This is a genomic window from Terrabacter koreensis, from assembly GCF_054783315.1.
Genome location: NZ_BAAGQU010000002.1, coordinates 432,030 through 456,863, shown reverse-complemented (window position 1 = coordinate 456,863; position 24,834 = coordinate 432,030). Strand labels below are relative to the sequence as shown.

Below are 24,834 nucleotides of genomic sequence, written 5' to 3'. Positions count from 1 at the left end.
CTGTCAAGGAATCTCGGGCACCGTCACAGGCTGTGGACCCAGTTCTCCAAGAGGTGCAGCCCGGCGTCGCCGGACTTCTCGGGATGGAACTGCGTCGCGCTCAGTGGCCCATTCTCGACCGCGGCGACGAACTTCGCACCATGACGCGCCCAGGTGACCCGGGGCGCTACCCGCGCGAACGCGCCGGTGGCCTCGAGCGTCCACTGCTGGACGGCGTACGAGTGCACGAAGTAGAAGCGCTCCTGCTCGACGCCCGCGAAGAGACGGGAGCCCTCGGCGGGCTCGACCTCCGACCACCCCATGTGCGGCACGACGTCCGCGGGCAGGCGCTCGACCGTGCCGGGCCACTCGGCCATGCCCTCGAGCGGTGTCGCGGAGGGCTCGGTGGACCCGTCGAAGAGCACCTGCATGCCGACGCAGACGCCGAGCACGGCCCGGCCACCGCTGATGCGCCGACCGATGATGCGCGGACCGTGCGCCGCTGCGAGACCGGCCATGCAGGCGTGGAAGTTGCCGACACCGGGGACGAAGAGCCCGTCGCACCCGAGGGCACGCACCGGATCAGCCGTGAGCGTGACGCTCGCTCCCACCCGCTCGAGCGCGCGGACGGCCGAGCGCACGTTGCCGCTGCCGTAGTCGAGGACGACGACGTCGGCGGTCATCGGGGACCCACCATGGTCAGAGGGCTCCCTTGGCGCTGGGGATGCCGACGACGCGCGGGTCGGGCGCGACGGCGGCGCGCAGGGCCCGCGCGACGGCCTTGAACTGCGCCTCGACGATGTGGTGCGGGTCGCGGCCGGCGAGCACGCGCACGTGCAGGCAGAGGCCCGCGTTGTAGGCGAAGGACTCGAGGACGTGCCGTGTCATCGACCCGGTGAAGTGACCGCCGATGAGGGCGTACTGCTGCCCCTCGGGCTCGCCCTCGTGGACGACGTAGGGACGACCGGCGACGTCGACGACCGCGTGGCAGAGCGCCTCGTCGAGGGGCACGGTGGCGTCGCCGAACCGGGAGATGCCGGCCTTGTCGCCGAGCGCCTCGCGCAGCGCCTGCCCGAGGACGATCGCCGTGTCCTCGACGGTGTGGTGCACGTCGACGTCGACGTCGCCGGTGGCCTTGACCGTGAGGTCGATGAGCGAGTGCTTGCTCAGCGACGCGAGCATGTGGTCGTAGAACGGCACGCCGGTGGAGACGTCGGACCGGCCGCTGCCGTCGAGGTCGAGCCAGAGCTCGACCGACGACTCGGACGTCGCGCGGGTGATCTTCGCGGTGCGGCTTGCGGGGCTGGCTTGGCTGGCTGGGCTGCTCATGCCGTGGGCTCCTGGCTGTCGACGTGGGTGGGGGCGAGGCGCGTCATGGCCTCGAGGAATGCAGTCGTCTCGTGCGGGTCGCCCGCCGTGACGCGGAGGTGGTGGGCGATGCCCATGTCGCGCACCAGGACGCCCTCGTCGAGCAGCGCCTGCCACGTGGCCTTCTCGTCGCGCAGGCCGCCGAAGAGCACGAAGTTGCTGTCGCTCGCGACGGGCTGTGCGCCGAGCTCGGCGAGCCGCTCGACGATGCGGTCTCGCTGCTGCTTGATCACCTCGACCGTGCCGAGCATGACGTCGGCGTGCTCGAGCGCGACGCGGGCGATCGTCTGCGTCGGGCTGCTCAGGTGATAGGGCAGCCGCACGAGGCGGAGCGCGTCGACGAGCTCGGGCGCCGCGACGAGGTAGCCGAGCCGGCCACCGGCGAACGCGAAGGCCTTGCTCATGGTGCGGGTGACGACGAGTCGCGGGTGCTCGGCGAGCAGTGTCAGCGCGGATCGGGTTCCGGGCCGGGCGAACTCGGCATAGGCCTCGTCGACGACGACGATGGCGTTCGGTGCCGCCTCGAGCACCGCACCGATGACCTCGAACGGCAGGGCGGTGCCGGTCGGGTTGTTCGGGGAGCAGAGGAACACGATGTGGGGGTCGTGCTGGCGCGCCTGGCGGGCTGCCGACTCGGGCGTGAGGTCGAACGCGTCGGGATCGGTTGCGGCAGAGCGCAGCCCGTCGACCCAGGTGGTGCCGAGCGTCTCGGTGATGATCGGGTGCATCGAGTAGCTCGGCGTGAAACCGAGCGCGACGCGGCGGTGACCACCGAAGGCCTGCACGACATGGGAGAGGACCTCGTTGGACCCGTTGCCGGCCCAGAGCTGCTCGGGCGTCAGGGCCACCCCCGACTGCTTCTCGAGGTAGGCCGTGAGCGCCTCGCGCAGCTCGGTGAACTCGCGGTCGGGGTAGCGGTTCAGTGCGGAGACGTCGTCGGCGAGCGCCGCCAGCACGGCGTCGACGACGACCTGCGGCACCGGGTAGGAGTTCTCGTTGGTGTTGAGCCGCACCGGGACGTCGAGCTGCGGCGCGCCGTAGGGCGTGCGACCGCGCAGGTCGGGGCGCAGCAGCCGCTGCACCTCGTCGGCCGCGGTGGACGGGGCGGCCGCCGTGGCGGTGTCGTCGGTCACCGTGGGACCTCGTCGCCGAAGCGTGCGGTGACGGCCTCGCCGTGGGCCGGGAGGTCCTCGGCCTGCGCGAGCGTGACGACGTGACGGGCCACGTCGCGCAGGGCCGTCTCGTCGTAGTCGACGACGTGGATGCCCCGGAGGAACGACTGCACCGACAGACCGCTGCTGTGGCAGGCGCAGCCGGCGGTGGGCAGCACGTGGTTCGAGCCGGCGGCGTAGTCGCCGAGGCTCACCGGGCTGTGCGGGCCGACGAAGACCGCGCCGGCGTTGCGCACGCGCGCGGCGACGTCGGCGGCGTCGCGGGTCTGGATCTCGAGGTGCTCGGCGGCGTACGCGTTGACGACGTCGAGACCGGCGTCGAGGTCGTCGACGAGGACGATGCGCGACTGGGTGCCCTCGAGCGCCTCGGTGACGCGCTCGGAGTGCTTCGTCGCCGGCACGCGTCGCGCGAGGGCGCGCTGGGTGTCCTCCGCGAGCGACTCGCTGTCGGTGACGAGCACCGAGGCGGCGAGCGGGTCGTGCTCCGCCTGGCTGACGAGGTCGGCGGCGACGTGGTCGGCGTCGGCGGAGTCGTCGGCGAGGATCGCGATCTCGGTGGGACCGGCCTCGGCGTCGATGCCGATGAGACCCTTGAGCAGGCGCTTGGCCGCCACGACCCAGATGTTGCCGGGCCCGGTGACGAGCGACACGGGGTCGCACGAGACCTGCTCGCCGTCGACGGCGCCCCACTCGGGGTCGTCGTCGACGAAGCCGTGCGCGAACATCGCGACCGCCTGGGCGCCGCCCACGGCGTACACCTCGTCGACCCCCAGCAGCGCGCACGCCGCGAGGATCGTCGGGTTGGGGTAGCCGGCGAACTCACCGGTGTTCTCGCGCTGCGGCGGGGATGCGACCGCGAGCGAACCCACCTCGGCGAGCTGCGCCGGCACGACGTTCATGATGACGCTGCTCGGGTAGACCGCGAGGCCGCCGGGCACGTAGAGGCCGACCCGGTCGACCGGCACCCAGCGCTCGGTGACGGTGCCGCCGGGCACGACCTGGGTCACGGTGTCGGTGCGGCGCTGGTCGGCGTGCACGAGGCGGGCGCGACGGATCGACTCCTCGAGCGCCGCGCGGAGGTCGGGGTCGAGGCGGTCGAGCGCCGACCGGAGCACGGCGCGTGGCACGCGCAGGTGGCCGGGGCGCACGCCGTCGAAGCGCTCGCCGAGGTCGCGCAGCGCCGCGGCTCCTCGATGCTCGACGTCCTCGCAGATCGGCCGCACCTGCTCGAGGGCGGCCGTGACGTCGAACTCGGCTCGGGGCAGGGCCCGGCGCAGGAAGCGCACGTCGAGCGTGCGTCCGCGCAGGTCGAGGGAAGACATCATGGCCCCAAGTCTAAAAGCCGCGCGGAGGTGCCCGACGCCAGGTCTCAGCGAGCGGTGGAGCGCCGGTGCGCGAGGGCCGCCACGAGACCGACGAGGAGCGCCAGCACCGTGCCGGCGGCAGCGCCCACGAAAGGGTGGTCGGCGAAGACGCGACCGCCGACGTAGCCGACGCCCGAGCACCAGCTCGCCCACAGGACGCAGGCCACCGAGTCGTAGGCGGCGAAGCGTCGCACCGGGAAGCCGGTCGCCCCCATCGTGAGCGTCGTCGCCGTGCGGCCCCCCGGCACGAAGCGCGCGCCCACGAGGACCGGGCCACCCGCTCGAGCCGTCGCCCCCGCGGCCCACGCGTGAGCCCTCGCCGTACGCGTGCCCGGGCGGACGCGGGAGAGGACGCGGGTCCCCAGCGCCCGCCCGACGGCATACGCCACGTGGTCGCCGGCGACGGCGCCGGCAGCGCCGGCGACCACGACCAGCGCGAGGTCGGGCCCGTGGCCGGCCGCGAAGGTGCCGGCCAGCAGCACGGCGGTCTCGCTCGGCACGAGGGGCAGGAAGGCGTCCAGCACCGCCAGGCCGACGAGGAGGACGTAGAGCCAGGGCGACGTCATGACGGTGCTGACGAGCTCGAGCGCGGTGTCACCCATGAGCGGACGGTAGGGGCGGCGGATGACGCGGCACCCCTTCTTCCGCCTCCCGCACGCCAACGCGGCGTGAACTCCCGTCGCCACGAGACCGTGCGGCGGTGCGCCTACGGAATCCTGACCCGCGACAGGGCAAGGACTGACCAACGGCTGACCCGTCGCCCACCGCGCGTCCGCCACGCTCGTCGGGCCGCTTCCCGACCGGGTCGCTGCGCCCCCACCCGACAGGAGAACCCGTGCCCGTCGTCATCCCCCGGCGCCGCCTCGCCGCGGCCCTCGCCGGTGCCGTCGTCGCCGTCGTGCCGGCCAGCGTCGCGCTGACGGCTGCCGCCGGCGCGCCGGCCTCGGCGCTGCCCCTTCCCGCCGTGGCACCGGCCGCCCCGGCAGCCGTCGCCGCAGCCCCGCTCACCGTGTCGCAGGCCATCGCAGGCCAGACGGGCCAGAGCGCCACCGTGCGCGGCTACGTCGTCGGCCAGCCCACCGCGACGAGCACCGTCGTCACGTCCGGGTTCCCCAACGACTACGCCCTCGCCGTCGCCGACTCCGCGTCGGAGACCTCGACGAGCCGGATGCTCTACGTGCAGATCCCCTCGGCCTTCCGTGCCGCCTGGGGGTTGAGAACCAACCCGTCGCTCATGGGCCGCCAGATCGACGTCACCGGCGCGCTCTCCGCCTACTTCTCGCACCCCGGCATGACGGGCACGACGGCTTTCGCCTTCAGCAGCGGGTCGGGAACGACACCGCCGCCGACCACGACCACCTCGACCACCTCGACCGGCACTCCGACCAGCACGACAGGGCCCTACGACTCGACGTACTACGCATCCGCCGTCGGCAAGAGCGGGTCGGCGCTGCGGACCTCGCTGCACGGCATCATCAGGACGCAGACGGTGCTCACCTACGACCAGGTCTGGACCGCGCTCAAGGACACCGACCAGGACCCGAACAACACGAACAACGTCGTCGAGATCTACTCGGGCCGCTCCATCGCCAAGTCCGACAACGGCGGCGGCGTCGACCAGTGGAACCGTGAGCACGTCTGGGCGAAGAGCCACGGCGACTTCGGCACCGCCAACGGGCCCGGCACCGACGTCCACCACCTGCGCCCTGAGGACGTCACCGTCAACAGCGACCGCGGCAACCTCGACTTCGACAACGGCGGCGGAGCGGTCGCACAGTGCACCGGCTGTCTCCGCGACGCCGACTCGTTCCAGCCGCGCGACGCGGTCAAGGGTGATGTCGCGCGGATGATCTTCTACATGGCCGTGCGCTACGAGGGCGACGACGCGTGGCCCAACCTCGAGCCCAACGAGTCGGTGAACAACGGCACCGCCCCGTACATCGGCAAGCTGTCGGTGCTCAAGCAGTGGAACCTGCAGGACCCGCCCGACGCGTTCGAGAAGCGTCGCAACCAGGTCATCTACGACACCTGGCAGCACAACCGGAACCCGTTCGTCGACCACCCCGAGTGGGTCACCTCGATCTGGGGCTCCTGACCGCCACGACCGGCTGGTTCGGGACGGCCGTGCTCACGACGTCTGGTCGATGAGCACGGCCGTCTCCCAGGCCCATTGGCGCCAGAGGTCGTAGCGACCCGAGCGGCCACCGTGACCGGCCGCCATCTCGGTGCGGAAGAGCAGCTGCGGCGTCCTCGTCCCCTCCGGCGCGGCCCGGTCGGCGTGGCGCATCGCTGCCACCCACTTGGCCGGTTCGGTGACGAGGACCCGCGTGTCGTCGAGACCTGCCGTCACGAGGATGCTCGGCCGGGGGCCCGGGCGCACGTTCTCGTACGGCGTGTACGAGCGGATCAGGGCGTATGCCGCCGGGTCGTCGACGGGGTTGCCCCACTCCTCCCACTCGACGACCGTGAGCGGCAGGCTGGGGTCGAGCACCGAGCTCAGGGCGTCGACGAAGGGCACCTGCGCGTGGACGAACCGGAAGCGGTCAGGCGCCTGGTTGACGACGGCGCCGATGAGCAGACCACCGGCCGAACCACCCTCTGCCGCAAGCCGGTCGGGGGCGACGATGCCGGTCTCGATGAGGTGGTCGGCGCAGGCGACGAAGTCGCTGAACGTGTTGGGCTTGGCCTCGAGCTTGCCGTCGTCGTACCAGGTCCGACCCATCTCCGACCCGCCGCGCACGTGGGCGATCGCGAAGACCCAGCCACGGTCGAGCAGCGAGAGGCGCAGCACCGAGAACCAGGGGTCGCTGGCGATGCCGTAGGCGCCGTACGCGTTGAGCAGCCCGGGTGCGGTGCCGTCGGCCACGACGTCGTCGCGGTGCACGACGGAGATCGGGATGCGGGTGCCGTCCGGAGCCGTGGCCCACTCGCGCCGCTGCCGGTATCGGCCGAGGTCGACATCGCCGCGCACGTGCTGCTGCTTGAGCAGCGTGAAGGTGCGGGCGTGCACGTCGTAGTCCTCGACCGTGCGGGGCGTGACGAGCGACTCGTGAACGACCTGCAGCGTGCGGGTGCTCGCCTCGGGGTTGACGCCGACGAGCAGCGTGCCGATGGGCTCACCGACCGCGATGTCGTGCGCCTCGCCGAGGCCGTTGGGCGCCTGCGCGTCGCGCAGCACGACGCGGATGCCCGTGCCGCCCTCACGCCGCAGCGAGACGGCGATGAAGTCGTCGAAACCCTCCGCGCCCGTGACGTACTCGTCCTCAGTGGTGACCCCTAGCGGCACCCACTCGTCGGCCGAGGTGCACGTGACGGGGGCGACGGCGAGCTCGAAGTTCACCCGGTTCGCGTTGTGGGTGACGAGCAGCTGCTCGCCGAACGGCTCGATGTCGTACTCGACACCCTGCCTGCGTGGCGCGACGACCCGGGGCCTGCCCAACGGGTCGTCGGCGTCGAGGAGGCGGAACTCGCTCGTCGTCTTCGAGCCGATGGCGATGATGACGAGTCGGTCGTCGCGCGAGGTGCCGACCCCGACGAAGAACCGCTCGTCCGTCTCCTCGTGGACCAGCACGTCGGCCTCTGCGGGGGTGCCGACCTCGTGACGCCACACCTGGTGCGGGCGCCACGCGTCGTCGACCTTGGTGTAGAAGAGCTGGCGCTGGTCGAGAGACCACGCCAGCGAGCCACCGGTGCGGCGGACCGAGTCGTCGAGCTGCTCCCCGTCCGCGATGCGCCGCACGTGCACGTCGTAGCGCTCGTCGCCCACGACGTCGACGGCATACGCGAGCAGGTCTCCCGCCGGCGACACCTCGCTGGCTCCGACGGCGAAGAACTCGTGGTCGCGGCCTTCCACGTTCTGGTCGAGCAGCACCTGCTCCCCCGCCGGCGGGCGGCCGTCCTCGAGCACGGGACGCTGCGGATGGTCTGCCGCGAGCACCCGAGCCTCGACGGCGTACTGCTCGCCCTCGACGGTGCGCGAGTAGTACCACCAGCGGTCGTGGCGCACCGGCACCGAGAGGTCGGTCTCCTCGATGCGCGAACGGAACTCCTCGAAGACCTGGTCGGCGAGGGGCCGCAGGTGCTCGGTGCACTCGGTCGCCCACGCGTTCTCGGCGGCGAGCAGCTCGCGCAGCTCGTCACCGTCGCGGTCCGCCATCCAGGCGTACGGGTCCTCGAAGCGGTCGCCGTGGTGCTCGCGGACGACGGGGTCGCGACGCGCGACGGGGGGCTCCAGCATCCGAGCAGTCTAGGAGGACGGGGTCGACTCCCCGGGCAGCCGGGTCGCGGCCGCGTCAGGCGGTCACGGGAGCGAGCACGACCAGGGCGATCGTGCGGCTGACCTTGGCCTGGTGGCCGTCGTCGTCGAAGACGTGCTCGTCGAGCCGGCGCCACGGGTGCTAGCCACCAGCCGGGCTCCCAGTCGGCGCCGCCGTTCGAGGCTGCCACCACCCAGTCGGGGCCACGCCGGAGGTACGTCAGTGGCGTCCGGTTGATGCGGGACGGCCCGGGATCACGAGGATCCCGGGCCGTGCTCCAGCGCCTGACCCGGTCAGTGGACCTTGACCTGGCCCTGGACGCGCTGGGTGCCGCTGTCGTAGACGACCGCGCCCGAGGCGTCGCGCACGACGACACGCATCGTGTCGCCGCTGGCCGCGTCGACCGCGGTCACCTCGAACTGGCGGCCCGGCAGTCCGCCGACGGTGGCGGTGCCGGCGAGGCGCGCGGTGTCGCCCGTCACGACGAGCCAGTCGAGGCCCGTGGAGGCGAGCGTGAGCCCGGGCGTCGCCAGCGTGAGGGAGCCGTCGGGCCGGGTCGCACCCGCGGCGTACTGCGCCGACACCTCGAACTGTGCCTTGCCCGTGGCGGCGGGGTCGCCGGTCACGGCGCCCTTCGGCGACGTGAACCAGCCGCCGCCCGTGAGGAACCCGGCCGCGCGGTCGTAGACCACGACGGTCGTCGTGCCCGCGTCGCTGTGACCCCACTGGTCGGTGACGGTGACCGTCACCGTGTACTCGCCGGCAGCCGTGTAGACGTGGTTGCCGGCGGCCGCCGAGCCCGCGACGGTGCCGGCGGTCACGGCGCCGTCGCCCCAGGAGATCGACGCGGTGTGGGTGTCGAGGCGGTCCGCGTCAGAGAAGGTCGCACCGACCTCCACCGGGCTGCCGACCGAGGTCGCGGCCGACGGCCCCGTGACGTCGCCGACGACGGGGGCGGCGTTCGTCAGGTCCAGACCGACGACGACCGGGTCGTGGTCGGAGATGCGGTACTCGTCCGGCGCGTACAGCGTGCCGATCTGGTTCGCCGTCTTGAACTCGGTGTTGTAGTCGAGGATCGACGGCTCGTCGGCGTTGATGTGCCAGTCGGCCACCCCGGCCACCTGACCGCCGATCGAGGCCGAGCCGAGCGCGTGGTCGAGGTAGCCCCACTGCCCGTCGAAGGCGTACGAGTACGCCTCGCGCCCGTTGCGCTGCTCGATGAGGTTGGTGAACCCGGCCTTCTCGAGCGTGGTGATCGGGTCCTCCTTGGCGTAGGAGTTCATGTCGCCGAGGACGAGCACGTCGGGGTCACCCGTGCCGGTCGGGTCGCCGGCGAGCCACTCCGCGAGGAGCTGGGCCGAGCGCACCCGGACGGCGTTGCAGTTGCCCTGGCCGTCGCCGGCGTCGGGTGCGGCACAGGCCGAGCCCTTGCTCTTGAGGTGGTTGGCCACGGCCACGAAGGTGCCGCCGGTCGTGTTGTCGCGGAAGGCCTGCGCCAGGGACGGGCGGTTGCGCGGGGCGGAGTCGCCACCATTGACGAAGTCGACGGTGTTGAGCGCTGCCGTGGTGCCGACCGGCGTCACGGCCTTCGGCTTGTAGAGCATGCCGACCTTGATCGCGTCGCTGCCCAGCGCGTCGACCTGGCCCGTGCGGGCGTCCGCGTCGATGAACGACCACGTGCCCTCCCCGTCGGCCTCGTTGAGCCGGTCGACGAGGAACTGCTCGGCACTCGTGGCTCCGTAGCCGTCGTTCTCCATCTCCATGAAGGCGACGACGTCCGCCTCCGTGCCGGAGACGGCCGCAACCGTCTTGCGCCACTGCCGGTCGAACTCGGCGGTGGTGTTGGCGCCGCGGCAGTCCATCGGCGCGCCGGTCGTGCCCCCGGTGCAGTTGTTGCCCGTGGTGTCGAGGGTGTTGAAGAAGTTCAGCAGGTTCATGCCCACGACGCGGGTCTGCCCGCCCACGCCCGGAGCACTGGTCGGCCGCGGGTTGGTCGGCTGGAAGTCGACGCGCGCCTGGGGGTTCACCGGGCGGATCCGGTAGGCGTTCGGGCTCGAGCTGTTGCCCCCCCAGGTGAAGGTGAGCACACCCTTGAGACCGGTGACGGTGTCACCACCGCGCAGCGTGTTGCCGGCCGTGAGGGGCTGACCACCGCGCCCGAAGACGATGGGGTCGACGTTCTGGGCCTGCGAGGTGTCGTCGAGGATGATCTTGCGCAGGTTGTTGGCGGTCTGGACCGCGGCTGCGTCGGCACCCGGGGCGGCGACGTTGGTCGGCTGCTCGAGGCGGCCGCCCTGCGAGAGCGTCACCTGGCCGAAGCGACCGAGCTGGAAGTGCTCGGTGACGCTCATCGACTGCGGGAGCGTCACGAGCATGCCCTCGAACTGCTCGAGGGTCGTGGCGGACTCGACGGGAAGACGGACCTCGGTGGGCGTCACGGAGCCGGTGCCGCACACGGACGGCGCGGCCCCGGGCGGCAGGCTGATCTGGGTCTGGCCCTGGTTCTCGCCGACGGCACCCGTCACCGTGACGAGGTCGCCCACCTTGACGGTGTCGGCGTTGCTGCCCTCGAAGACGAAGAGGCCGTCTGACGTCGCGTGGTCGTCGTCACCGGCCGGGTCCTGGATGAAGAAGCCGCGCAGCGCCGGTGACGCGCCCTCGTAGTCGCCCACGACGACGCCGCGCGTCGTCACCGAGCGGCCGACGAGCGGACTCGTGGCTCCGGTGCCCTGGATCTCGGGGATCGGCGTGATCGACGCCTCGCAGGGGTTGCCGGCCGGCGTGGAGAAGCGCAGCACGAAGTCGGCCGCGAGGGTGTCGGGCGGGTCGATGGTGTCGACGTCGGCGACAGCGCCGCCCGAGACGGTCAGGGTGCAGGAGTCGCCGGCTGCGAAGTCCGACGTCGGGTCGAGCGTGTAGGTCGTCTGCGCCGTCTGGCTCAGCGTGAAGGCCCTCGCACCGCCCACCGAGCAGACGAGGGAGAACGCGCTCGCAGGAGCGGTGACCGGCTCGGAGAACGTGACCGAGACGTTCGCACCGGGAACGACGTTCGTGCTGCCCTGGCTCGGCGTGGTCGAGGAGACGGTGGGCGCCACGTCGTCCGCCGGACCGCTGTCGACCGCGTGGCTGCCGAGGCCGTCGAAGGTGTCGACGGCGTAGCCGTCCCACTGTGCGGCGGGGTCGAAGGCGTCGGAGCCGTTCGTGTCGCCGGCGGTGACCGACGCCTTGCGGCGCAGGGTGTTGTCCATGGTCGAGGTGAGGCCGGAACCCCACTCGGAGCCCGGGTCGACCCCGATCTGCCCGATGACGTCGACCGACGCGGAACCCTTCCGGAGGACGATCGCGTCGTCGCCGTTGTACAGCGACGCTGAGGTCGTCTGGTCCGCCTGCGCGAGGATCTGGGCAGACGCGGTCGAGGCGGCCAAGACGTACACGTCGCCGTTGGCGACGCTTCCGGTCAGCGGCACCGTGCCGGTCGTGGTGCCACCGTTGAACGACATGAACACGGTGTAGCCGGCCGCGGCGAGGTCGACCGTGGCCCCGGTGCCGTTGTAGATCTCGAGAGCCTTGTTGTTGCTCGAGCCCTCGACGTACTCGCTGAAGAACAGCTCGCTCGGGGGTGCCGCTGAGGCCGGTCCGGCCGCGACGAAGGGGGTGATGCCCACGGCGAGCGCAGCGGTGGTGACCGCGGCGACCCGACGCAGGGCAGGACGAGATTGACGCATTGAAGATCCTCCCTGGGACCGGCTCTTCCGCTCGGTCTGCGGGTCACCCTAGACGGGGTCCCGCCGTCTCGCGCGTCGAGATCCCGTCGCCCTGCTGAACGGCCGGTGACAGGGAAGCGGCTCCGCCTCGACGACGATCGGAGGGACGATCAGAGGGACGATCAGAGGGCCGGCCAGGGGCCGGGCCAGGCCGCCAGCCGACGCCGCGTGACGAACCGCCGGGGTCGGCCGTCGACGGGGTCGTCGAAGGCCAGGACGGCGGCGAGCAGCTGCAGGGGCCGGGAGAAGTCGTCGAGGGCCACGTCGACCTCGACCGGGTAGAGCGGGTCGTCGAGGATCGGGATGCCGAGACCGTCGAGCTGGCAGCGCAGCTGGTGGGTGCGCCCCGTACGAGGCGTCAGGCGGTAGAGCCCGACCTCGTCGCCCGACTCGGCGCGGAGGCCTCGGGCCGTGTCGAGCAGCTCGACGAGCGTCTCGGCGTTGTGCTCGGCTCCCGGGACCTCGTGGGCCTGGTGGGTGCCGTGCTGCTTGACCAGGTGCGTGCGTCGCACGAGCGGGAGGGCGAGGTCGTCGCGCACGGGAGCGACAGCGAGGTACTCCTTGTGCGCGAGTCCTTCCGCGAAGACCCGTTGGTAGGCGCCGCGCCACCGCTGCTCGGTCGTGAACATCAGCACGCCCGCCGTGGGCCGGTCGAGCCGATGGGCAGGGGTCAGCCGGTCGAGCCCGGTGAGCACCCGCGTGCGAGCGAGCGCGCTCTGCACGACGTGGCGGCCGCGCGGCATCGTCGCCATGTCGTGCGGCTTGTCGATGACGACGATGCGGTCGTCACGGTGGAGGACGACGAGCTCCTCGGGGTGGGCCACCTCGACCGGCAGGTCGCGGTGGGCCCACACGACCGACTGCGGCACGAACGGAGCGTCCGGTTGGACGGGCGTCCCGGCGGCGTCGACGAACTCGCCGGTCACCAGCATGCGGTCGACCTCGTCGGGCGGTAGCCCGGGGGCGAGCCGCTCCACGAGGTGGTCGCGCAGGGACGACCACGGCCCACCCTGCGGCATACGGAAGCGTTGGGCGTCGACGCCGTGGCGCGGGCGCAGCGGAGACGGCGGGATGGCACCACGTGCCACTCAGCCCACCTCAGCGGTGTCGAGGCACACGACGTCGACGTCGGCTCCGAGGAACCGGCCGTATGCCGTCGCCGCCCGCTCCACGCCGCGCCCCCTCGCCTTGCCCAGCGGCACGAACGGCAGGACCTCGAGCACCGTCTGGCGCGACCGTTGCCGACGTCGCCACGTGCCGGCCACCTCGCCGTCGACAACGAGGGTGGGCTTGAAGACCATGTTGCGGCCCGGGACGACCCGGTGGAAGTGCTCGGGCGGCAGCGTGACGTCACGGGTCTTGTAGCCGAGGAGGAACTCGTCCCACTGCGGCAGCAGGTGGACTCCGCTGTGCCCCAAGGCTTCCGGCGCGTCCGAGCCGCCAGCGGGATCTTGGGCCGCGTCGACGTGCGACAGCCACACCTGGCCGTCGAGCTGCTCGCGGACGACCTGCTGCTCGACGAGGGCGAGTGCTTCGCGCGCGATCCCGAGAGGCTTGAGCAGCCAGCCCGCGAAGTCCTTCTCGGTGACCGGGCCGTGGCCGCGGAGGTACCTCTCGGCCATGACTGCCAGCCCCTCCTCGCGAGACAGCTTGCGCGAGTGGGGAACCCAGCTGTCGATGAGCACGAAGCTGGGCTGCTTCCCGATGACGGGCCCCTGGCAGAGCAGCCCGGTCATGCAGTGGTGACCCACGAGGTGGTAGGCCCGCTGGTCGGTGGGGTCGATGCCGGCGTCGACGAGCAGCGCGACGACGTCGGGGCGGCTCATCGGCTCGGCCAGGTGCTCCTCGAAGAGGCGCCCGGAGAGCTCGATGTCGGACTCGCCGATGCCCAGCTGGGCGTAGCGGGTGGCGAGCGCCGTGCTGCGCGGGGCCGCGAGCAGTTGGCACATCCAACGGGCGTCCTCGGCCGGCACCCAGTGGATGGTGCCGCGCATCGGCCAGGTGCGAACGATCTCACGGCGCTCGACGGCCTGCTCGACCTCGGCGAGGGTGAGGCCCGAGCGCACGCCGAGCGACCAGACGCCGCTGCCGTAGTCCTGGGCCTGGAGGGCGCCGAGGCTGCGGGCCACGTCGAGGGCCGACACCGGGCAGGCGGGACCGCCCAGAGCGGGGGCGAGCCCGAGGGCGGCCATCCGCGCCCGGCGAAAGCGCTTGCGGTCGGCCGCCGTCATCGGGCTCACGTCAGCTCAGGCACGCCGGACCGAGCAGAGCCTTGAGGTCGCCGAAGAGCGCGGACGTCGCGTTGACGCGCAGCGAGTCGTCGAGCGACATGAGCACCGACCGGCCCGGCTGCGTCAGCTTGACCTGGACCTCGGTCGCTCCGGGATGCTCACCGAGCACACGCTTGAGGCTCTCGGCCACCGCCGGGGTGGCTCGCCCGAGCGGCAGCGTCAGCACGACCGGACCACGCGGCCCCTCCTTGATGTCGGGGATCGTCAGCTCCTGGGCGAAGATCGAGATCGAGTCGTCGCGGGCGCTGATGCGGCCCTTGACGGCGCACACCGTGTCCTGGGCGAGCATCGTCGAGTAGGTCATGTAGGCGGACGGGAAGAAGAGGCACTCGATGGCGCCGTCGAGGTCCTCGACCGTGGCAATGGCCCAGAGGTCGCCCTTCTTGGTGCGCTTGAGCTGCAGGCTCGTGATGAGGCCCGCGACCGTGACGGGAGTGCCGTCGGCCTTGGGGTCGTCTCCCATGAGCGAGGCGATCGAGGTGTCGGCGTGCGTGGCGAGGATGTGCTCGATGCCGAAGAGCGGGTGGTCGCTGACGTAGAGACCGAGCATCTCGCGCTCGAACGAGAGCAGCGTCGCCTTGTCCCACTCCATCGACGGCACGGGCGGAAGGCCGTCGAAGGCCCCCGGCCCGTCGGCGGCCCCCGTGTCGGCCTCGTCGAAGCTGCCGAAGAGGCTGTCCTGGCCGATGGCCTCCTGCTTCTTCACCTCGACGAGGGCGTCGATGTAGCGCTCGTGCACCTCGACCATGCCGCGCCGGCTCTCGCCGAGCGAGTCGAAGGCGCCGCCCTTGATGAGCGACTCGATGGTGCGCTTGTTGCAGACGACCGCCGGCACCTTCGAGAGGAAGTCCTTGAACGAGGCGAAGGCGCCCTTCTCCTCACGGGCCTTGACGATGGCCTGAACGACCGGCAGGCCGACGTTGCGGATGGCGGCGAGCCCGAAGCGGATGTCGGTGCCGACGGCGGCGAAGTTGGCGACCGACTCGTTGACGTCGGGCGGCAGCACCTTGATGCCCATGTGGCGGCACTCGTTGAGGTAGAGCGCCGACTTGTCCTTGTCGTCGCGCACGCTCGTCAGCAGCGCCGCCATGTACTCGGCGGGGTAGTTGGCCTTGAGGTAGCCGGTCCAGTAGGACACGAGGCCGTAGGCCGCGGTGTGCGCCTTGTTGAACGCGTAGTCGGAGAACGGGACGAGGACGCCCCACAAGGCCGCGATCGACGCCTCGTTGAAGCCCTTCGCCTTCATGCCCTCGGAGAAGGGGACGTACTCGGCGTCGAGGACCTCCTTCTTCTTCTTGCCCATCGCGCGGCGGAGCAGGTCGGCGTTGCCGAGGGTGTAGCCCGCGAGCTTCTGGGCGATCTCCATGACCTGCTCCTGGTAGATGACCAGGCCGTAGGTCATGCCGAGGATCGGGTCGAGGGCGTCGATCATCTCCTGCTGGAGCTTGCCCTTCAGCTGCGGGTCGAGCGGGATGAGCTCCTGCTTGCCGTTCTTGCGCAGCGCGAAGTTCGTGTGGGCGTTGACGCCCATCGGGCCCGGCCGGTAGAGCGCGAGGGCGGCCGAGATGTCCTCGAAGTTGTCGGGCTGCATGAGGCGCAGCAGCGCCCGCATGCCGCCACCGTCGAGCTGGAAGACACCGAGCGTGTCACCGCGACCGAGCAGGTCGTAGGTGGCCTTGTCGCTCATGTCCTTGGACAGGGCGTCGAGGTCGATGTCCTCGTCGCGGTTGACCTTGATGTTCTCGATGGCGTCGTCGAGGATCGTGAGGTTGCGCAGGCCGAGGAAGTCCATCTTGACCAGGCCGAGCGACTCGCAGCTCGGGTAGTCGAACTGCGTGATGACCTGGCCGTCCTGCAGCCGCTTCATGATGGGGATGACGTCGACGAGCGGCTCGCTGCTCATGATGACGCCAGCTGCGTGGACGCCCCACTGGCGCTTCAGGCCCTCGAGGCCCTTGGCGGTGTCGACGACGTCCTGGAAGTGCTTCTCGGTCTGCACGAGCGCCCGGAAGTCGACGCCCTCGTTGTAGCGCTTGTGCTCAGGGTTGTAGATCTCGGAGAGCGGCACGCCCTTGCCCATGACGTCGGGCGGCATCGCCTTGGTCAGCTGCTCGCCGACCGCGAACGGATGGCCCATGACTCTGCTGGCGTCCTTGACGGCCTGCTTGGCCTTGATGGTGCCGTAGGTGACGATCTGCGCGACGCGCTCGGAGCCGTACTTCTCCGTGACGTACTTGATGACCTCACCGCGCCGGCGCTCGTCGAAGTCGACGTCGAAGTCGGGCATCGACATGCGCTCGGGGTTGAGGAACCGCTCGAAGATGAGTCCGTGCGGCACCGGGTCGAGGTCGGTGATGCCCATCGCGTAGGCGCACATCGAACCCGCACCGGAGCCGCGGCCGGGGCCGACGCGGATGCCGTTGCGCTTGGCCCAGTTGATGAAGTCGGCGACGACGAGGAAGTAGCCGGGGTAGCCCTTGGAGACGATGACGTCCTCCTCGAAGGCCGCCTGCTTGCGGGCGTAGTCGGGCACCCCCTCGGGAAAGCGCCGCTGCAGGCCGGTCTCGACCTCCTTGATGAACCACGACGTCTCGTCCTCGCCCTCGGGGCAGGGGAACCGCGGCATGTAGCGGCCCTCGCCCTCGGTGAAGGAGACCTCACAGCGCTCGGCGATGAGCAGCGTGTTGTCACAGGCCTCGGGCAGCTCGCGCCACAGGTGGCGCATCTCCTGGGCGGACTTGAGGTAGAAGTCGTCGGCGTCGAACTTGAACCGGTTGGGGTCCATCAGGGTCGAGCCGGACTGCACGCAGAGCAGGGCCGCGTGCGCCTTGGCGTCCTCGGCTCGGGTGTAGTGGAGGTCGTTGGTGGCGACGAGCGGCAGCTTGAGGTCGCGGGCCAGTCGGATGAGGTCCTTCTGGGTGCGCCGTTCGATGTCGAGGCCGTGGTCCATGAGCTCGACGTAGACGTTCTCGTTGCCGAAGATGTCGCGCAGCTCGCCGGCGACCTCGCGGGCCTCGTCGTACATGCCGAAACGGAGCTTGGTCTGGATCTCGCTGGACGGGCACCCGGTGGTGACGATCAGGCCCTTGCCGTAGGTCGAGAGCAGTTCGCGGTCGATGCGCGGCCACTTCGTGTACACCTGGTCGAGGCTCGCGATGGAGCTCATCCGGAACAGGTTGTGCATGCCCTCGTTGTTCTGGGCGAGCATCGTCATGTGCGTGTAGGCGCCGCTGCCCGAGATGTCGTCGCGGCCCCCGTCGCCCCAGCTGACCTTGGTGCGGTCGGTGCGGTGCGTGCCCGGCGTGATGTAGGCCTCGACCCCGATGATCGGCTTGACGCCCGTGCCCTGCGCCTTCTTCCAGAACTCGTAAGCGCCGAACACGTAGCCGTGGTCGGTCGTCGCCAGCGCCGGCATGCCCATGCGCGCCGCCTCGGAGAAGAGGTCGCCGATGCGGGCCGCACCGTCGAGCATGGAGTACTCCGTGTGCACGTGGAGGTGCACGAAGTTCTGGTCGTTGCGCGGGGCTGCTTCGGTCGACATCGTGGACGAGTCTAAGCCCGGCCACCGACGCCCCCGCGCGTGTCGTCGGGGGTGTCGGCGACGGCATACGGCTCCCGCCGACGGCAGGCTTCACCCTCTGCTCGAGGGTGAAGGATCAGAGCGTCGCGACGATGTCGAGCGCGCGCTGCAGGTCCTCGGGGTAGGCACTCTCGAAGTGGACGTACTGACCCGTGCCGGGGTGCTCGAAGCCGAGCCCCGTGGCGTGCAGCCACTGGCGGTCGAGCCCGAGGCGCGCGGCGAGCTTCGGGTCGGCGCCGTAGAGCGGGTCGCCGCAGCACGGGTGCTTCAGGGCGGCCATGTGGACGCGGATCTGGTGGGTGCGCCCGGTCTCGAGGTGGACCTCGAGCAGGCTCGCGTGCCGGAACGCCTCGAGCACCTCGTAGTGCGTGACCGACGGCTTGCCGGTGCTCATCACCGCGAACTTGAACTCCGCCCCGGGACGCCGGCCGATGGGCGCGTCGACCGTGCCGACGAGCGGGTCGGGCAACCCCTGCACGAGGGTGTGGTAGGTCTTGTCGACCTGGCGGCTGCGGAACATCTGCTTGAGGCGCGAGTAGGCGTACTCGCTCTTCGCGACCACCATGAGGCCCGACGTGCCGACGTCGAGCCGGCTCACGATGCCCTGTCGCTCCGGGGCGCCCGAGGTGGAGATGCGGTAGCCGGCGGCGGCCAGTCCCCCGACGACGTCGGGCCCGGTCCAGTTCAGGCTCGGGTGCGCCGCGACGCCCACGGGCTTGTCGACCACGACGATGTCGTCGTCGTCGTGGACGATCGTCATGCCGGGCACGGGCTGCGCGATCACCGCGATGCTGGGGCTCTGCTCGGCGGCGGGCAGCGATACCTCGAGCATCGCACCGGCCGAGAGCCGCTCGGACTTCGCGACGGTCTTGCCGTCGACGACGACGTGGCCGTCGGCGGCGAGGTCGGCCGCCTTGGTGCGTGAGACCCCGAAGAGGCGGGCGACGCCGGCGTCGACGCGCTCTCCCTCGAGCCCGTCGGGAACGAGAACGGTGCGCACGTCAGGCATCGTCGCCCCGCCCACCGGAGGTGTCGGCGTCGGCCTTCGACGAACCGTGCTCACGGCGGCCGTCGACGCCGATGCCGACGAGCGCGAGCACCACGATGAGGCCGGCCGCGCTGACGATCCAGATGTCGGCGACGTTGCCGATGAACCACCGGTTGTAGTCGATGAAGTCGACGACGTGGCCCTGACCACCACCCGGCGGCCGCACGAAGCGGTCGGTGAGGTTGCCGATGGCCGACCCGAGCAGCAGGCCGAGGGCAACCGCCCAGGCGCGCGAGCCAAGCTGGCGCGCGACGACGACGATCGCCACGAGCACGGCGATGGCGATGCCCGTCATCACCCACGTGTTGCCGGAGCCGAGCGACAGCGCCGCGCCGGGGTTGCCGATGAGCTTGAAGCGGATGAACTCGCCGATGAACGGCCGTGGCTCGCCGTCGGCGAGGACGTCGAGCGCGACCAGCTTGGTGAGCTGGTCGCTGAGGAAGGCGAGCACCGCGACGACCCCGAGGACGACGAAGAGGCGCTGGCGCCGGGCTGGCGTCGGGCGGCTCTCGTCGGGAGGGGTCGAGCTCACGGTCTCGTCGGTGGTCGTGGTGGACACGCCATCGACGCCCGCTCGGGGCGTCGACGTGGCGTGATCTGGCGTCAGTGGCGGTCCTGCTTCTGCTGGCATGTCATGCACAGGGTCGCACGAGGACGGGCCTGAAGTCGAAGCTTGCCGATCGGGTTGCCGCAGTTCTCGCAGATGCCGTACGTGCCGGCCTCGAGCTGCTCGAGCGCGTGCTCGGCCTGGCGCAGGCTCGCGCGGGCGTTGGCGGCCACGGAGATCTCGTGCTCACGCTCGGCCGTCTTGGCACCGGCGTCGGCCTGGTCGTCGCCGGCGCCGTCACCCGAGGCCCGGAGCAGGTCGTCGAGCTCGTCCTCGGCGAGCTTGAGCTCGACGCGGTGCTGCTCGATCTCCTCGACCAGGACCTCGCGCACCTCGCGGATCTCGTCCTCGCTCCAGGGGGACTCGTCGTCCTTGACCCTCAGGCGCTCGGCGATGGCGCGGGCGCTGGGCTTGCTTGCCGTCTTCGTCGCGGTCTTCGTCGCGCTGGAGCGGGGACCTGCGGTTGAGCTCGTCGTCACTGCTGCCTTCTTCGTACGCGTGGCGGGGGCCTTCGCGGCGGACTTCGTGCTCGCCGCACCCGCTCGGGTGGATGTCGTGGGAGACGGCTTTCCGGCCGCTGCGGTTCGGGGGGACGTGCGGGCGGTCGACCCGGATGCACTCTTCGCGGCTGCCTTCTTCGTGGTGGCCGCCTTCTTCGCCGTCGTCGTCTTCTTGGTCGTCGTCTTGGTCGTCGTCTTCGCCGTCGGCTTCGACGCGGTCTTGGGCGCGGTCTTGGGCGCGGTCTTGGGCGCGGTCTTGGCGGCGGTCTTGGCGGCGGTCTTGGTGGCGGTCTTGGCGGTGGCCTTCGCAGCCGACGTCTTCGCGGGCGCGGCCTTGGCCGGCTGCTTGGCCGTCGCACTCTTCGTGGCAGCCCCGCTCTTCGCGGGCGCGGCCTTCTTCACGGTTGCCGCCTTGGCCGCGCTCTTCGTGGCGGTCTTCGTGGCGCTCTTCGTGGCGGGCGACTTCTTGGCTGCTGCCTTGGTTGCCGCCTTGGCAGGCGCCTTGGCAGGTGCCTTGGTCGGTGACTTGGCTGCGGGAGCACTGCTCGCCTTGCGGCCCGCTGCTCGCGCGACGGCGCCCTTCACCGCACCGGCAGCCTTCGCGGCAGTGCGTGCCACGGCGGTGCGTGCGCCACCGCCTTTCGCGGAGGTCTTCGAGGCGGCTTTCGCGGAGCCGTTCTTCGAGGGGCTCTGGGCTGCAGCAGCCTTCGATGGCGTCGCAGAGCGTTTCGACGCTGCCGACGTGCTCTTCGTGCTCGTCACTGCCCGCGTCCTGCTGGTCGCGGTCGAGCGGGTGGCCGCGGTCGCCGCTGCCGTCGTCTTCTTCGCCGCCATCAGATCCTCCGTCGCTCGAGCCGTCGACGCTGACAAGTGGGGCTGACAATAAGCCCCTCACGGGGCGTGCACAAACGCGAAACGCAGATGCGTCCGAAGTGTTCGCCCCTCGAGTACAACGCAGGCCGCCCGGGAGGGTTCCCGGACGGCCTGCGTGCGTCTGTTCGAGGGTGGGGGTCAGCCCTGGTTGCCGTCTCCGGCACCGGCGTGAGCCGGCTCCTGGACGCTCGAGTCGAGGTCGTGCAGCTGGCCCTCGATGTAGGACTTGAGGTTGGTGCGGTAGTTCTTCTCGAAGCCTCGCAGCTCGGAGATCTTGCGGTCGAGCAGCCCCTTCTGCTTGTCGAGCTCCTCGAGCAGCGCCGCCTTCTTCTGCTGCGCCTCGGCGACCATGCCGGTAGCGCGCTCGCGGGCCTCGGTCAGCATCTGGTCGCGCTGCGCGCTCGCGTCGCTGAGCATCTGGTCGCGCTTGGACGTGGCCTCGGCGATCATCTGGTCGCGCTGCGAGGTGGCCTCGGCGATCATCTGGTCACGCTGGCTCGCCGCGGCGGCGGCCAGCTGCTCGGCCTGCTGCGTGGCCTCGTCGTGACGGGCCTGACCGGTGTTGATGAGCTCGTCGTGGCGAGCCTGCGCGGCGGCGAGCATGTCACGGTGGCGGGTCTCCGCCTCGGTGATGAGCTCGTTGCGCTTGGCCTCGCCGGCGGCGACGTGCTCGTCGTGCAGTCGCTGTGCGAGGGCGATGACGCCCGCGGCGTCGAGGTTGCCCGAGACGGCCTGCGTGTCGGGGGCCGCGGCGGCGGCAGCAGCCGGAGCGGCGGGCGCCTTGGCGGCCTCCTCGCGCTGGCGCCGAGCGTCGGCGGCGGCCTCGTCGCGCACGCGCTTGGCGTCGGCCGCTGCGGCCTCGGCGTCGGAGAGCGCCTTGGCGGCGCGCTCGTCGGCGGCGCGGGCGTTCTCCTGGGCCTTGGCGAGCTTGGCCTCGGCCTCGGCGACCTGGGAGTTCAGGCCGTTCAGCTTGGCCTGGGCGTCGTTGAGGGCCTGCGAGTCGACCGCTGCCTTCGCGGCGGCCTCGGCACGCTCCGCCTCGGCCTTGGCGCGCTCGATGCGCTCCTTGGCCGCACGCTCGGCGTTCTCGGCGTCGGCCTTGGCCTTGGCGGCACGGTCGGTGGCCGCCTTGAACGCACGCTCGGCGTCCTGGATCTTCGCGGTGAGCCCACCGAGCTTCGCCTCGTCGCCGGGGCGCCCGACGGCAGGCATGGCAGCGGTCGCGCCGTCGGCGCGCACCGCCGACTGGTTCTTGCTCGCGCGGCAGTCGTTGAGCTGCTTCAGGTAGTCGTCTCGCTGCTCGATGAGCGAGCGCATCTCCGCCACGATCTCGTCCAGGAAGTCGTCAACGTCCCGCTCCTCGTAGCCACGGCGAAACTGCGTGGTCTGGAAGTGCTTGTTGAGCACCTGTTCCGGCGTAAGCGCCATGTGTCACCTCGATACAGACGTAATGGTTCGGGTCAACGGTATCTAACGTTCCGGTCACGAACCAAAGCCATCCTCACGGATCGGCGTGCTGGTCGTCTCCCGCACCGCGAGATCCGACGAACGCCGACGGTCAGAAGAAGCTCGGCACGTTGAGGGCGAGAGAGGTCAGCAACATCAGGACGAGGAAGCTGAGGTCGAGTCGGACGCCACCGAGGTTCGGCGACGGGATCACCTTTCGGAGGGCTCGCAGGGGCGGGTCGGTGACGGTGTAGACCGCCTCGGCCAGGACGAGGACCACCCCGGAGGGCCGCCACGAGCGGGCCAGCACCTGCACCCAGTCGATGACGAAGCGACCGATGAGGGCGATGAAGAAGGTGAAGACCACCACCCCGTAAATGGTCCAGAACGCGTCCATGTCGGCCAGTGTCTCTGATCTGCGGGCGAGAGTGTGAACCGGGGTCGAGATCAATGCGCGACCGTGACCCCGAAAGGCTCTTCTCGGACCGGCTGCTCAGCTCTGGTTGAAGAAGCCGCGGGTGGAGGCGGTGGGCGTCTCGGGCTCGTCGGCCGAGATCTCGACGTGGGCGGGCGAGAGGAGGAAGACCTTGGAGGTGACCCGCTCGATGGTGCCGTGCAGGCCGAAGACGAGGCCGGCGGCGAAGTCGACGAGGCGCTTGGCGTCGGCGTCGTCCATGTCGCTGAGGTTCATGATGACCGGCACCTGATCGCGGAACCACTCACCGATGTTCTTGGCCTCGTTGTAGGTGCGCGGGTGGATCGTGGTGATGCGGTTGAGCGAGCCCACCTCCACGTCGCGGACGACCGCGGCGACGGGTCGCTTGGTCGGCAGCTGCGTCACGGCAGCGGTGTGCTCGGGCTCGTCGTCGTAGCGGTCGGACTCGTCGTAGGCGTCGTAGTCGTCGTAACGGTCGTGGCGCTGGTCCTCCTCGCTGAGTCCGAGGTACACCATCGTCTTGCGCAGTGCCCCTGCCATGGCCAACTCCCAAACGCTCGATTGCGGTCGCTGCCGACGTTACAGAAGTGACGGACGTGATCCGAGGATTGCGGTGCCGACACGCAGGTGTGTCGCCCCGTGCCGGAGCCCCGCCTCGAGGTCGGCGCTCATGCCAGCCGAGAGCCAGTCAGCGTCGGGGTGACACGCCCGTATGCCGTCGCCGACCTCGCGCAGCCGGGCGAAGGCCTCGTCGGGATCGGCGCCGAGCGGCGCCACGGCCATCACACCCTTGAGCGTGAGCAGCTCGTGGCCCGCCACCTCGTCGGCGAGGTGCGCCGCCTCCTCGGGGAGCACGCCGCCACGCGCCGTGTCGCCGTCGAGGCTCACCTGGAGGAGCAGACGCAGCCGACGGTCGGCCGCGTGCGCGCCGCGGTCGAGGGCCCCCACGATCTTCGACCGGTCGACGGACTGCACGACGTCGGCATAGCCGGCGACGTGGCCCGCCTTGTTGCTCTGGAGCTGACCGATGAAGTGCAGGGTCAGGTCGTCCTCGCCGGCCTCGGTGAGCGCGGCCCGGACGGCGCGGAACTTCTCGCCGGCCTCCTGGTCACGGTTCTCGCCGAAGTCGCGCACCCCGAGCCGGTGGAGCAGCAGGACGTCCGAGACGGGGAAGTACTTGGTGACGACGACGAGGGTGACCTCGCGCGGGTCGCGCCCGGCGGCGTCGCAGCCGCGCCCGATGCGGTCGTGGACGGCGGCCAGGTTGCCGCGGAGCTCGTCGAGGCGTTGCTGGTCGGGTGCCACGGGCCGCTCACCGGAGGGCGGCGTCATGCCGTCACCGACCGGCGCAGCACGACTCCGGCGAACCGGCCGGTGCGCCCGTCTCGGCGGTAGGAGTAGAGGTCGTCGCTCTCGCGGGTGCAGCCGGGCACCCACTGGACGCCCACCCCCTCTTCGGCGAGCTGCTCCACGACGCCGGCCGCGACGTCGATCGCCGTGGTGCCCGTCCACGACCGGGCCGCCGAGGCGGGGGTCGTGGCGGCAGCGGCTCGAGCCATCTCCTCGGGCACCTCGTAGCACCGGCCGCAGACGGAGGGACCCACCGTGGCCGAGATCGACCGGGCGCCGAGGTCGCGCATGGCCCCGATGGCCTGTCCGACGATGCCCGCGAGCAGGCCGGGACGTCCGGAGTGCACTGCGCCGAGCACACCGGCGTCGTCGTCGTGGAGCAGGACGGGGACGCAGTCCGCGACGAGCACCGCGACCGCGAGGTCCGGGGCGCGCGTGACGACCGCGTCGACGGCAGGAGGCTCCCCCACCCAGGGGCCGTCGACCTCGACGACCTCGGCGCCGTGCACCTGGTTCATGAAGACCACCCGCTCGCGAGGGAGGCCGAGCTCCGCGGCGAGTGCGCGACGGTTGTCCTCGACGCGCCCGGCGTCGTCGCCGACGTGACCGCCGAGGTTCAGTCCGGCATACGGCCCGGTGCCCCGGCCCGCGGACCGTCCGGTGAAGCCGAGCTCGACGGCCCCGGAGGGAGCTTCGGTGTCGGTCGAGGATCGCCAGTAGAACACGGGGACCAACCTATCCCCGGCACGCGCGACGGGCGGGAGGCGGTGGTCGCCTCCCGCCCGTCGCGGTGATGTTTC

General features: G+C 71.1%; 20 protein-coding genes. 2 read left to right on the top strand and 18 right to left on the bottom strand.

Going from position 1 to position 24,834, the window contains the following annotated elements:
* Window positions 1-23: 23 nt before the first annotated feature.
* From hisH to ACYVNR_RS02425, 5 genes are read right to left on the bottom strand one after another with little or no spacing between them, the layout of a single operon-like run.
* Window positions 24-662, bottom strand: a complete 639-nt coding sequence (gene hisH, locus ACYVNR_RS02445) for an imidazole glycerol phosphate synthase subunit HisH (RefSeq protein ID WP_461046321.1) — start codon at window positions 660-662, stop codon at window positions 24-26.
* Window positions 663-678: 16 nt separating this feature from the next.
* Window positions 679-1,308, bottom strand: coding sequence for an imidazoleglycerol-phosphate dehydratase HisB (gene hisB, locus ACYVNR_RS02440; protein WP_045193101.1), 630 nt, complete (start codon window positions 1,306-1,308; stop codon window positions 679-681).
* Complete coding sequence (locus tag ACYVNR_RS02435; protein WP_461046319.1) at window positions 1,305-2,480, bottom strand: histidinol-phosphate transaminase; 1,176 nt, start codon at window positions 2,478-2,480, stop codon at window positions 1,305-1,307. The genes hisB and ACYVNR_RS02435 overlap by 4 nt, the downstream gene beginning before the upstream one ends.
* Window positions 2,477-3,844, bottom strand: a complete 1,368-nt coding sequence (hisD, locus tag ACYVNR_RS02430) for a histidinol dehydrogenase (RefSeq protein ID WP_461046317.1) — start codon at window positions 3,842-3,844, stop codon at window positions 2,477-2,479. The genes ACYVNR_RS02435 and hisD overlap by 4 nt, the downstream gene beginning before the upstream one ends.
* A gap of 44 nt (window positions 3,845-3,888) precedes the next feature.
* The gene (locus ACYVNR_RS02425; RefSeq protein WP_461046316.1) at window positions 3,889-4,485 is read right to left on the bottom strand and encodes a DedA family protein; all 597 of its coding nucleotides are present in this window, start codon (window positions 4,483-4,485) and stop codon (window positions 3,889-3,891) included.
* Window positions 4,486-4,718: 233 nt separating this feature from the next.
* Between ACYVNR_RS02425 and ACYVNR_RS02420 the strand changes: the two genes are divergently transcribed.
* The gene (locus ACYVNR_RS02420) at window positions 4,719-5,978 is read left to right on the top strand and encodes an endonuclease (protein ID WP_461046314.1); all 1,260 of its coding nucleotides are present in this window, start codon (window positions 4,719-4,721) and stop codon (window positions 5,976-5,978) included.
* A gap of 33 nt (window positions 5,979-6,011) precedes the next feature.
* Here ACYVNR_RS02420 and ACYVNR_RS02415 read toward each other — a convergent pair whose 3' ends face one another.
* The 8 genes from ACYVNR_RS02415 to ACYVNR_RS02380 all read right to left on the bottom strand — a co-directional run bounded on the left by ACYVNR_RS02415 (window position 6,012) and on the right by ACYVNR_RS02380 (window position 19,908).
* Complete coding sequence (locus tag ACYVNR_RS02415) at window positions 6,012-8,120, bottom strand: S9 family peptidase (RefSeq protein WP_461046312.1); 2,109 nt, start codon at window positions 8,118-8,120, stop codon at window positions 6,012-6,014.
* Window positions 8,121-8,432: 312 nt separating this feature from the next.
* Window positions 8,433-11,864 carry an ExeM/NucH family extracellular endonuclease gene (locus ACYVNR_RS02410; RefSeq protein ID WP_461046310.1) on the bottom strand — a complete coding sequence of 1,144 codons (3,432 nt, stop codon included), beginning with the start codon at window positions 11,862-11,864 and terminating at the stop codon, window positions 8,433-8,435.
* 161 nt (window positions 11,865-12,025) lie between these two features.
* Window positions 12,026-12,991, bottom strand: a complete 966-nt coding sequence (locus tag ACYVNR_RS02405) for a pseudouridine synthase (RefSeq protein ID WP_045193095.1) — start codon at window positions 12,989-12,991, stop codon at window positions 12,026-12,028.
* Window positions 12,992-14,134 carry a winged helix DNA-binding domain-containing protein gene (locus ACYVNR_RS02400; protein WP_461046308.1) on the bottom strand — a complete coding sequence of 381 codons (1,143 nt, stop codon included), beginning with the start codon at window positions 14,132-14,134 and terminating at the stop codon, window positions 12,992-12,994.
* A gap of 10 nt (window positions 14,135-14,144) precedes the next feature.
* A complete protein-coding gene (gene dnaE / locus ACYVNR_RS02395; protein ID WP_045193094.1) occupies window positions 14,145-17,735 on the bottom strand; it encodes a DNA polymerase III subunit alpha in 3,591 nt (1,196 codons plus the stop codon).
* 115 nt (window positions 17,736-17,850) lie between these two features.
* Window positions 17,851-18,783 carry an RluA family pseudouridine synthase gene (locus ACYVNR_RS02390; RefSeq protein ID WP_461046305.1) on the bottom strand — a complete coding sequence of 311 codons (933 nt, stop codon included), beginning with the start codon at window positions 18,781-18,783 and terminating at the stop codon, window positions 17,851-17,853.
* Window positions 18,776-19,381 (bottom strand): signal peptidase II, encoded by a 606-nt coding sequence (lspA, locus tag ACYVNR_RS02385; RefSeq protein ID WP_045193093.1) that lies wholly within the window; start codon window positions 19,379-19,381, stop codon window positions 18,776-18,778. The genes ACYVNR_RS02390 and lspA overlap by 8 nt, the downstream gene beginning before the upstream one ends.
* Window positions 19,382-19,425: 44 nt before the next feature.
* The gene (locus ACYVNR_RS02380; protein WP_458801028.1) at window positions 19,426-19,908 is read right to left on the bottom strand and encodes a TraR/DksA family transcriptional regulator; all 483 of its coding nucleotides are present in this window, start codon (window positions 19,906-19,908) and stop codon (window positions 19,426-19,428) included.
* A gap of 19 nt (window positions 19,909-19,927) precedes the next feature.
* On the opposite strand from ACYVNR_RS02380, the gene ACYVNR_RS02375 reads away from it, so the two are divergent.
* Window positions 19,928-20,809, top strand: a complete 882-nt coding sequence (locus tag ACYVNR_RS02375; protein WP_461046303.1) for a hypothetical protein — start codon at window positions 19,928-19,930, stop codon at window positions 20,807-20,809.
* Between the two features lie 131 nt (window positions 20,810-20,940).
* On the opposite strand, the gene ACYVNR_RS02370 is transcribed toward ACYVNR_RS02375, so the two are convergent.
* The 5 genes from ACYVNR_RS02370 to pgeF all read right to left on the bottom strand — a co-directional run bounded on the left by ACYVNR_RS02370 (window position 20,941) and on the right by pgeF (window position 24,759).
* Window positions 20,941-22,230 carry a DivIVA domain-containing protein gene (locus tag ACYVNR_RS02370; RefSeq protein ID WP_461046301.1) on the bottom strand — a complete coding sequence of 430 codons (1,290 nt, stop codon included), beginning with the start codon at window positions 22,228-22,230 and terminating at the stop codon, window positions 20,941-20,943.
* Window positions 22,231-22,360: 130 nt separating this feature from the next.
* Window positions 22,361-22,645 (bottom strand): YggT family protein, encoded by a 285-nt coding sequence (locus ACYVNR_RS02365; protein WP_045193091.1) that lies wholly within the window; start codon window positions 22,643-22,645, stop codon window positions 22,361-22,363.
* A 96-nt stretch (window positions 22,646-22,741) separates the two neighbouring features.
* Window positions 22,742-23,224 (bottom strand): cell division protein SepF, encoded by a 483-nt coding sequence (locus ACYVNR_RS02360; RefSeq protein ID WP_045193090.1) that lies wholly within the window; start codon window positions 23,222-23,224, stop codon window positions 22,742-22,744.
* Window positions 23,225-23,263: 39 nt separating this feature from the next.
* Window positions 23,264-24,016 carry a YggS family pyridoxal phosphate-dependent enzyme gene (locus tag ACYVNR_RS02355; protein ID WP_461046298.1) on the bottom strand — a complete coding sequence of 251 codons (753 nt, stop codon included), beginning with the start codon at window positions 24,014-24,016 and terminating at the stop codon, window positions 23,264-23,266.
* Complete coding sequence (pgeF, locus tag ACYVNR_RS02350; protein ID WP_461046296.1) at window positions 24,013-24,759, bottom strand: peptidoglycan editing factor PgeF; 747 nt, start codon at window positions 24,757-24,759, stop codon at window positions 24,013-24,015. Before pgeF ends, ACYVNR_RS02355 begins: the two co-directional genes overlap by 4 nt.
* Window positions 24,760-24,834 lie beyond the last annotated feature (75 nt).

What these genes read in the sequence shown, in the direction of transcription:
- hisH (WP_461046321.1), bottom strand. Translation starts at nt 662, where the DNA reads ATGACCGCCGACGTCGTCGTCCTCGACTACGGCAGCGGCAACGTGCGC.
- hisB (WP_045193101.1), bottom strand. Translation starts at nt 1,308, where the DNA reads ATGAGCAGCCCAGCCAGCCAAGCCAGCCCCGCAAGCCGCACCGCGAAG.
- hisD (WP_461046317.1), bottom strand. Translation starts at nt 3,844, where the DNA reads ATGATGTCTTCCCTCGACCTGCGCGGACGCACGCTCGACGTGCGCTTC.
- ACYVNR_RS02425 (WP_461046316.1), bottom strand. Translation starts at nt 4,485, where the DNA reads ATGGGTGACACCGCGCTCGAGCTCGTCAGCACCGTCATGACGTCGCCC.
- ACYVNR_RS02415 (WP_461046312.1), bottom strand. Translation starts at nt 8,120, where the DNA reads ATGCTGGAGCCCCCCGTCGCGCGTCGCGACCCCGTCGTCCGCGAGCAC.
- ACYVNR_RS02410 (WP_461046310.1), bottom strand. Translation starts at nt 11,864, where the DNA reads ATGCGTCAATCTCGTCCTGCCCTGCGTCGGGTCGCCGCGGTCACCACC.
- ACYVNR_RS02400 (WP_461046308.1), bottom strand. Translation starts at nt 14,134, where the DNA reads ATGACGGCGGCCGACCGCAAGCGCTTTCGCCGGGCGCGGATGGCCGCC.
- dnaE (WP_045193094.1), bottom strand. Translation starts at nt 17,735, where the DNA reads ATGTCGACCGAAGCAGCCCCGCGCAACGACCAGAACTTCGTGCACCTC.
- ACYVNR_RS02390 (WP_461046305.1), bottom strand. Translation starts at nt 18,783, where the DNA reads ATGCCTGACGTGCGCACCGTTCTCGTTCCCGACGGGCTCGAGGGAGAG.
- ACYVNR_RS02370 (WP_461046301.1), bottom strand. Translation starts at nt 22,230, where the DNA reads ATGGCGCTTACGCCGGAACAGGTGCTCAACAAGCACTTCCAGACCACG.
- ACYVNR_RS02365 (WP_045193091.1), bottom strand. Translation starts at nt 22,645, where the DNA reads ATGGACGCGTTCTGGACCATTTACGGGGTGGTGGTCTTCACCTTCTTC.
- ACYVNR_RS02360 (WP_045193090.1), bottom strand. Translation starts at nt 23,224, where the DNA reads ATGGCAGGGGCACTGCGCAAGACGATGGTGTACCTCGGACTCAGCGAG.
- ACYVNR_RS02355 (WP_461046298.1), bottom strand. Translation starts at nt 24,016, where the DNA reads ATGACGCCGCCCTCCGGTGAGCGGCCCGTGGCACCCGACCAGCAACGC.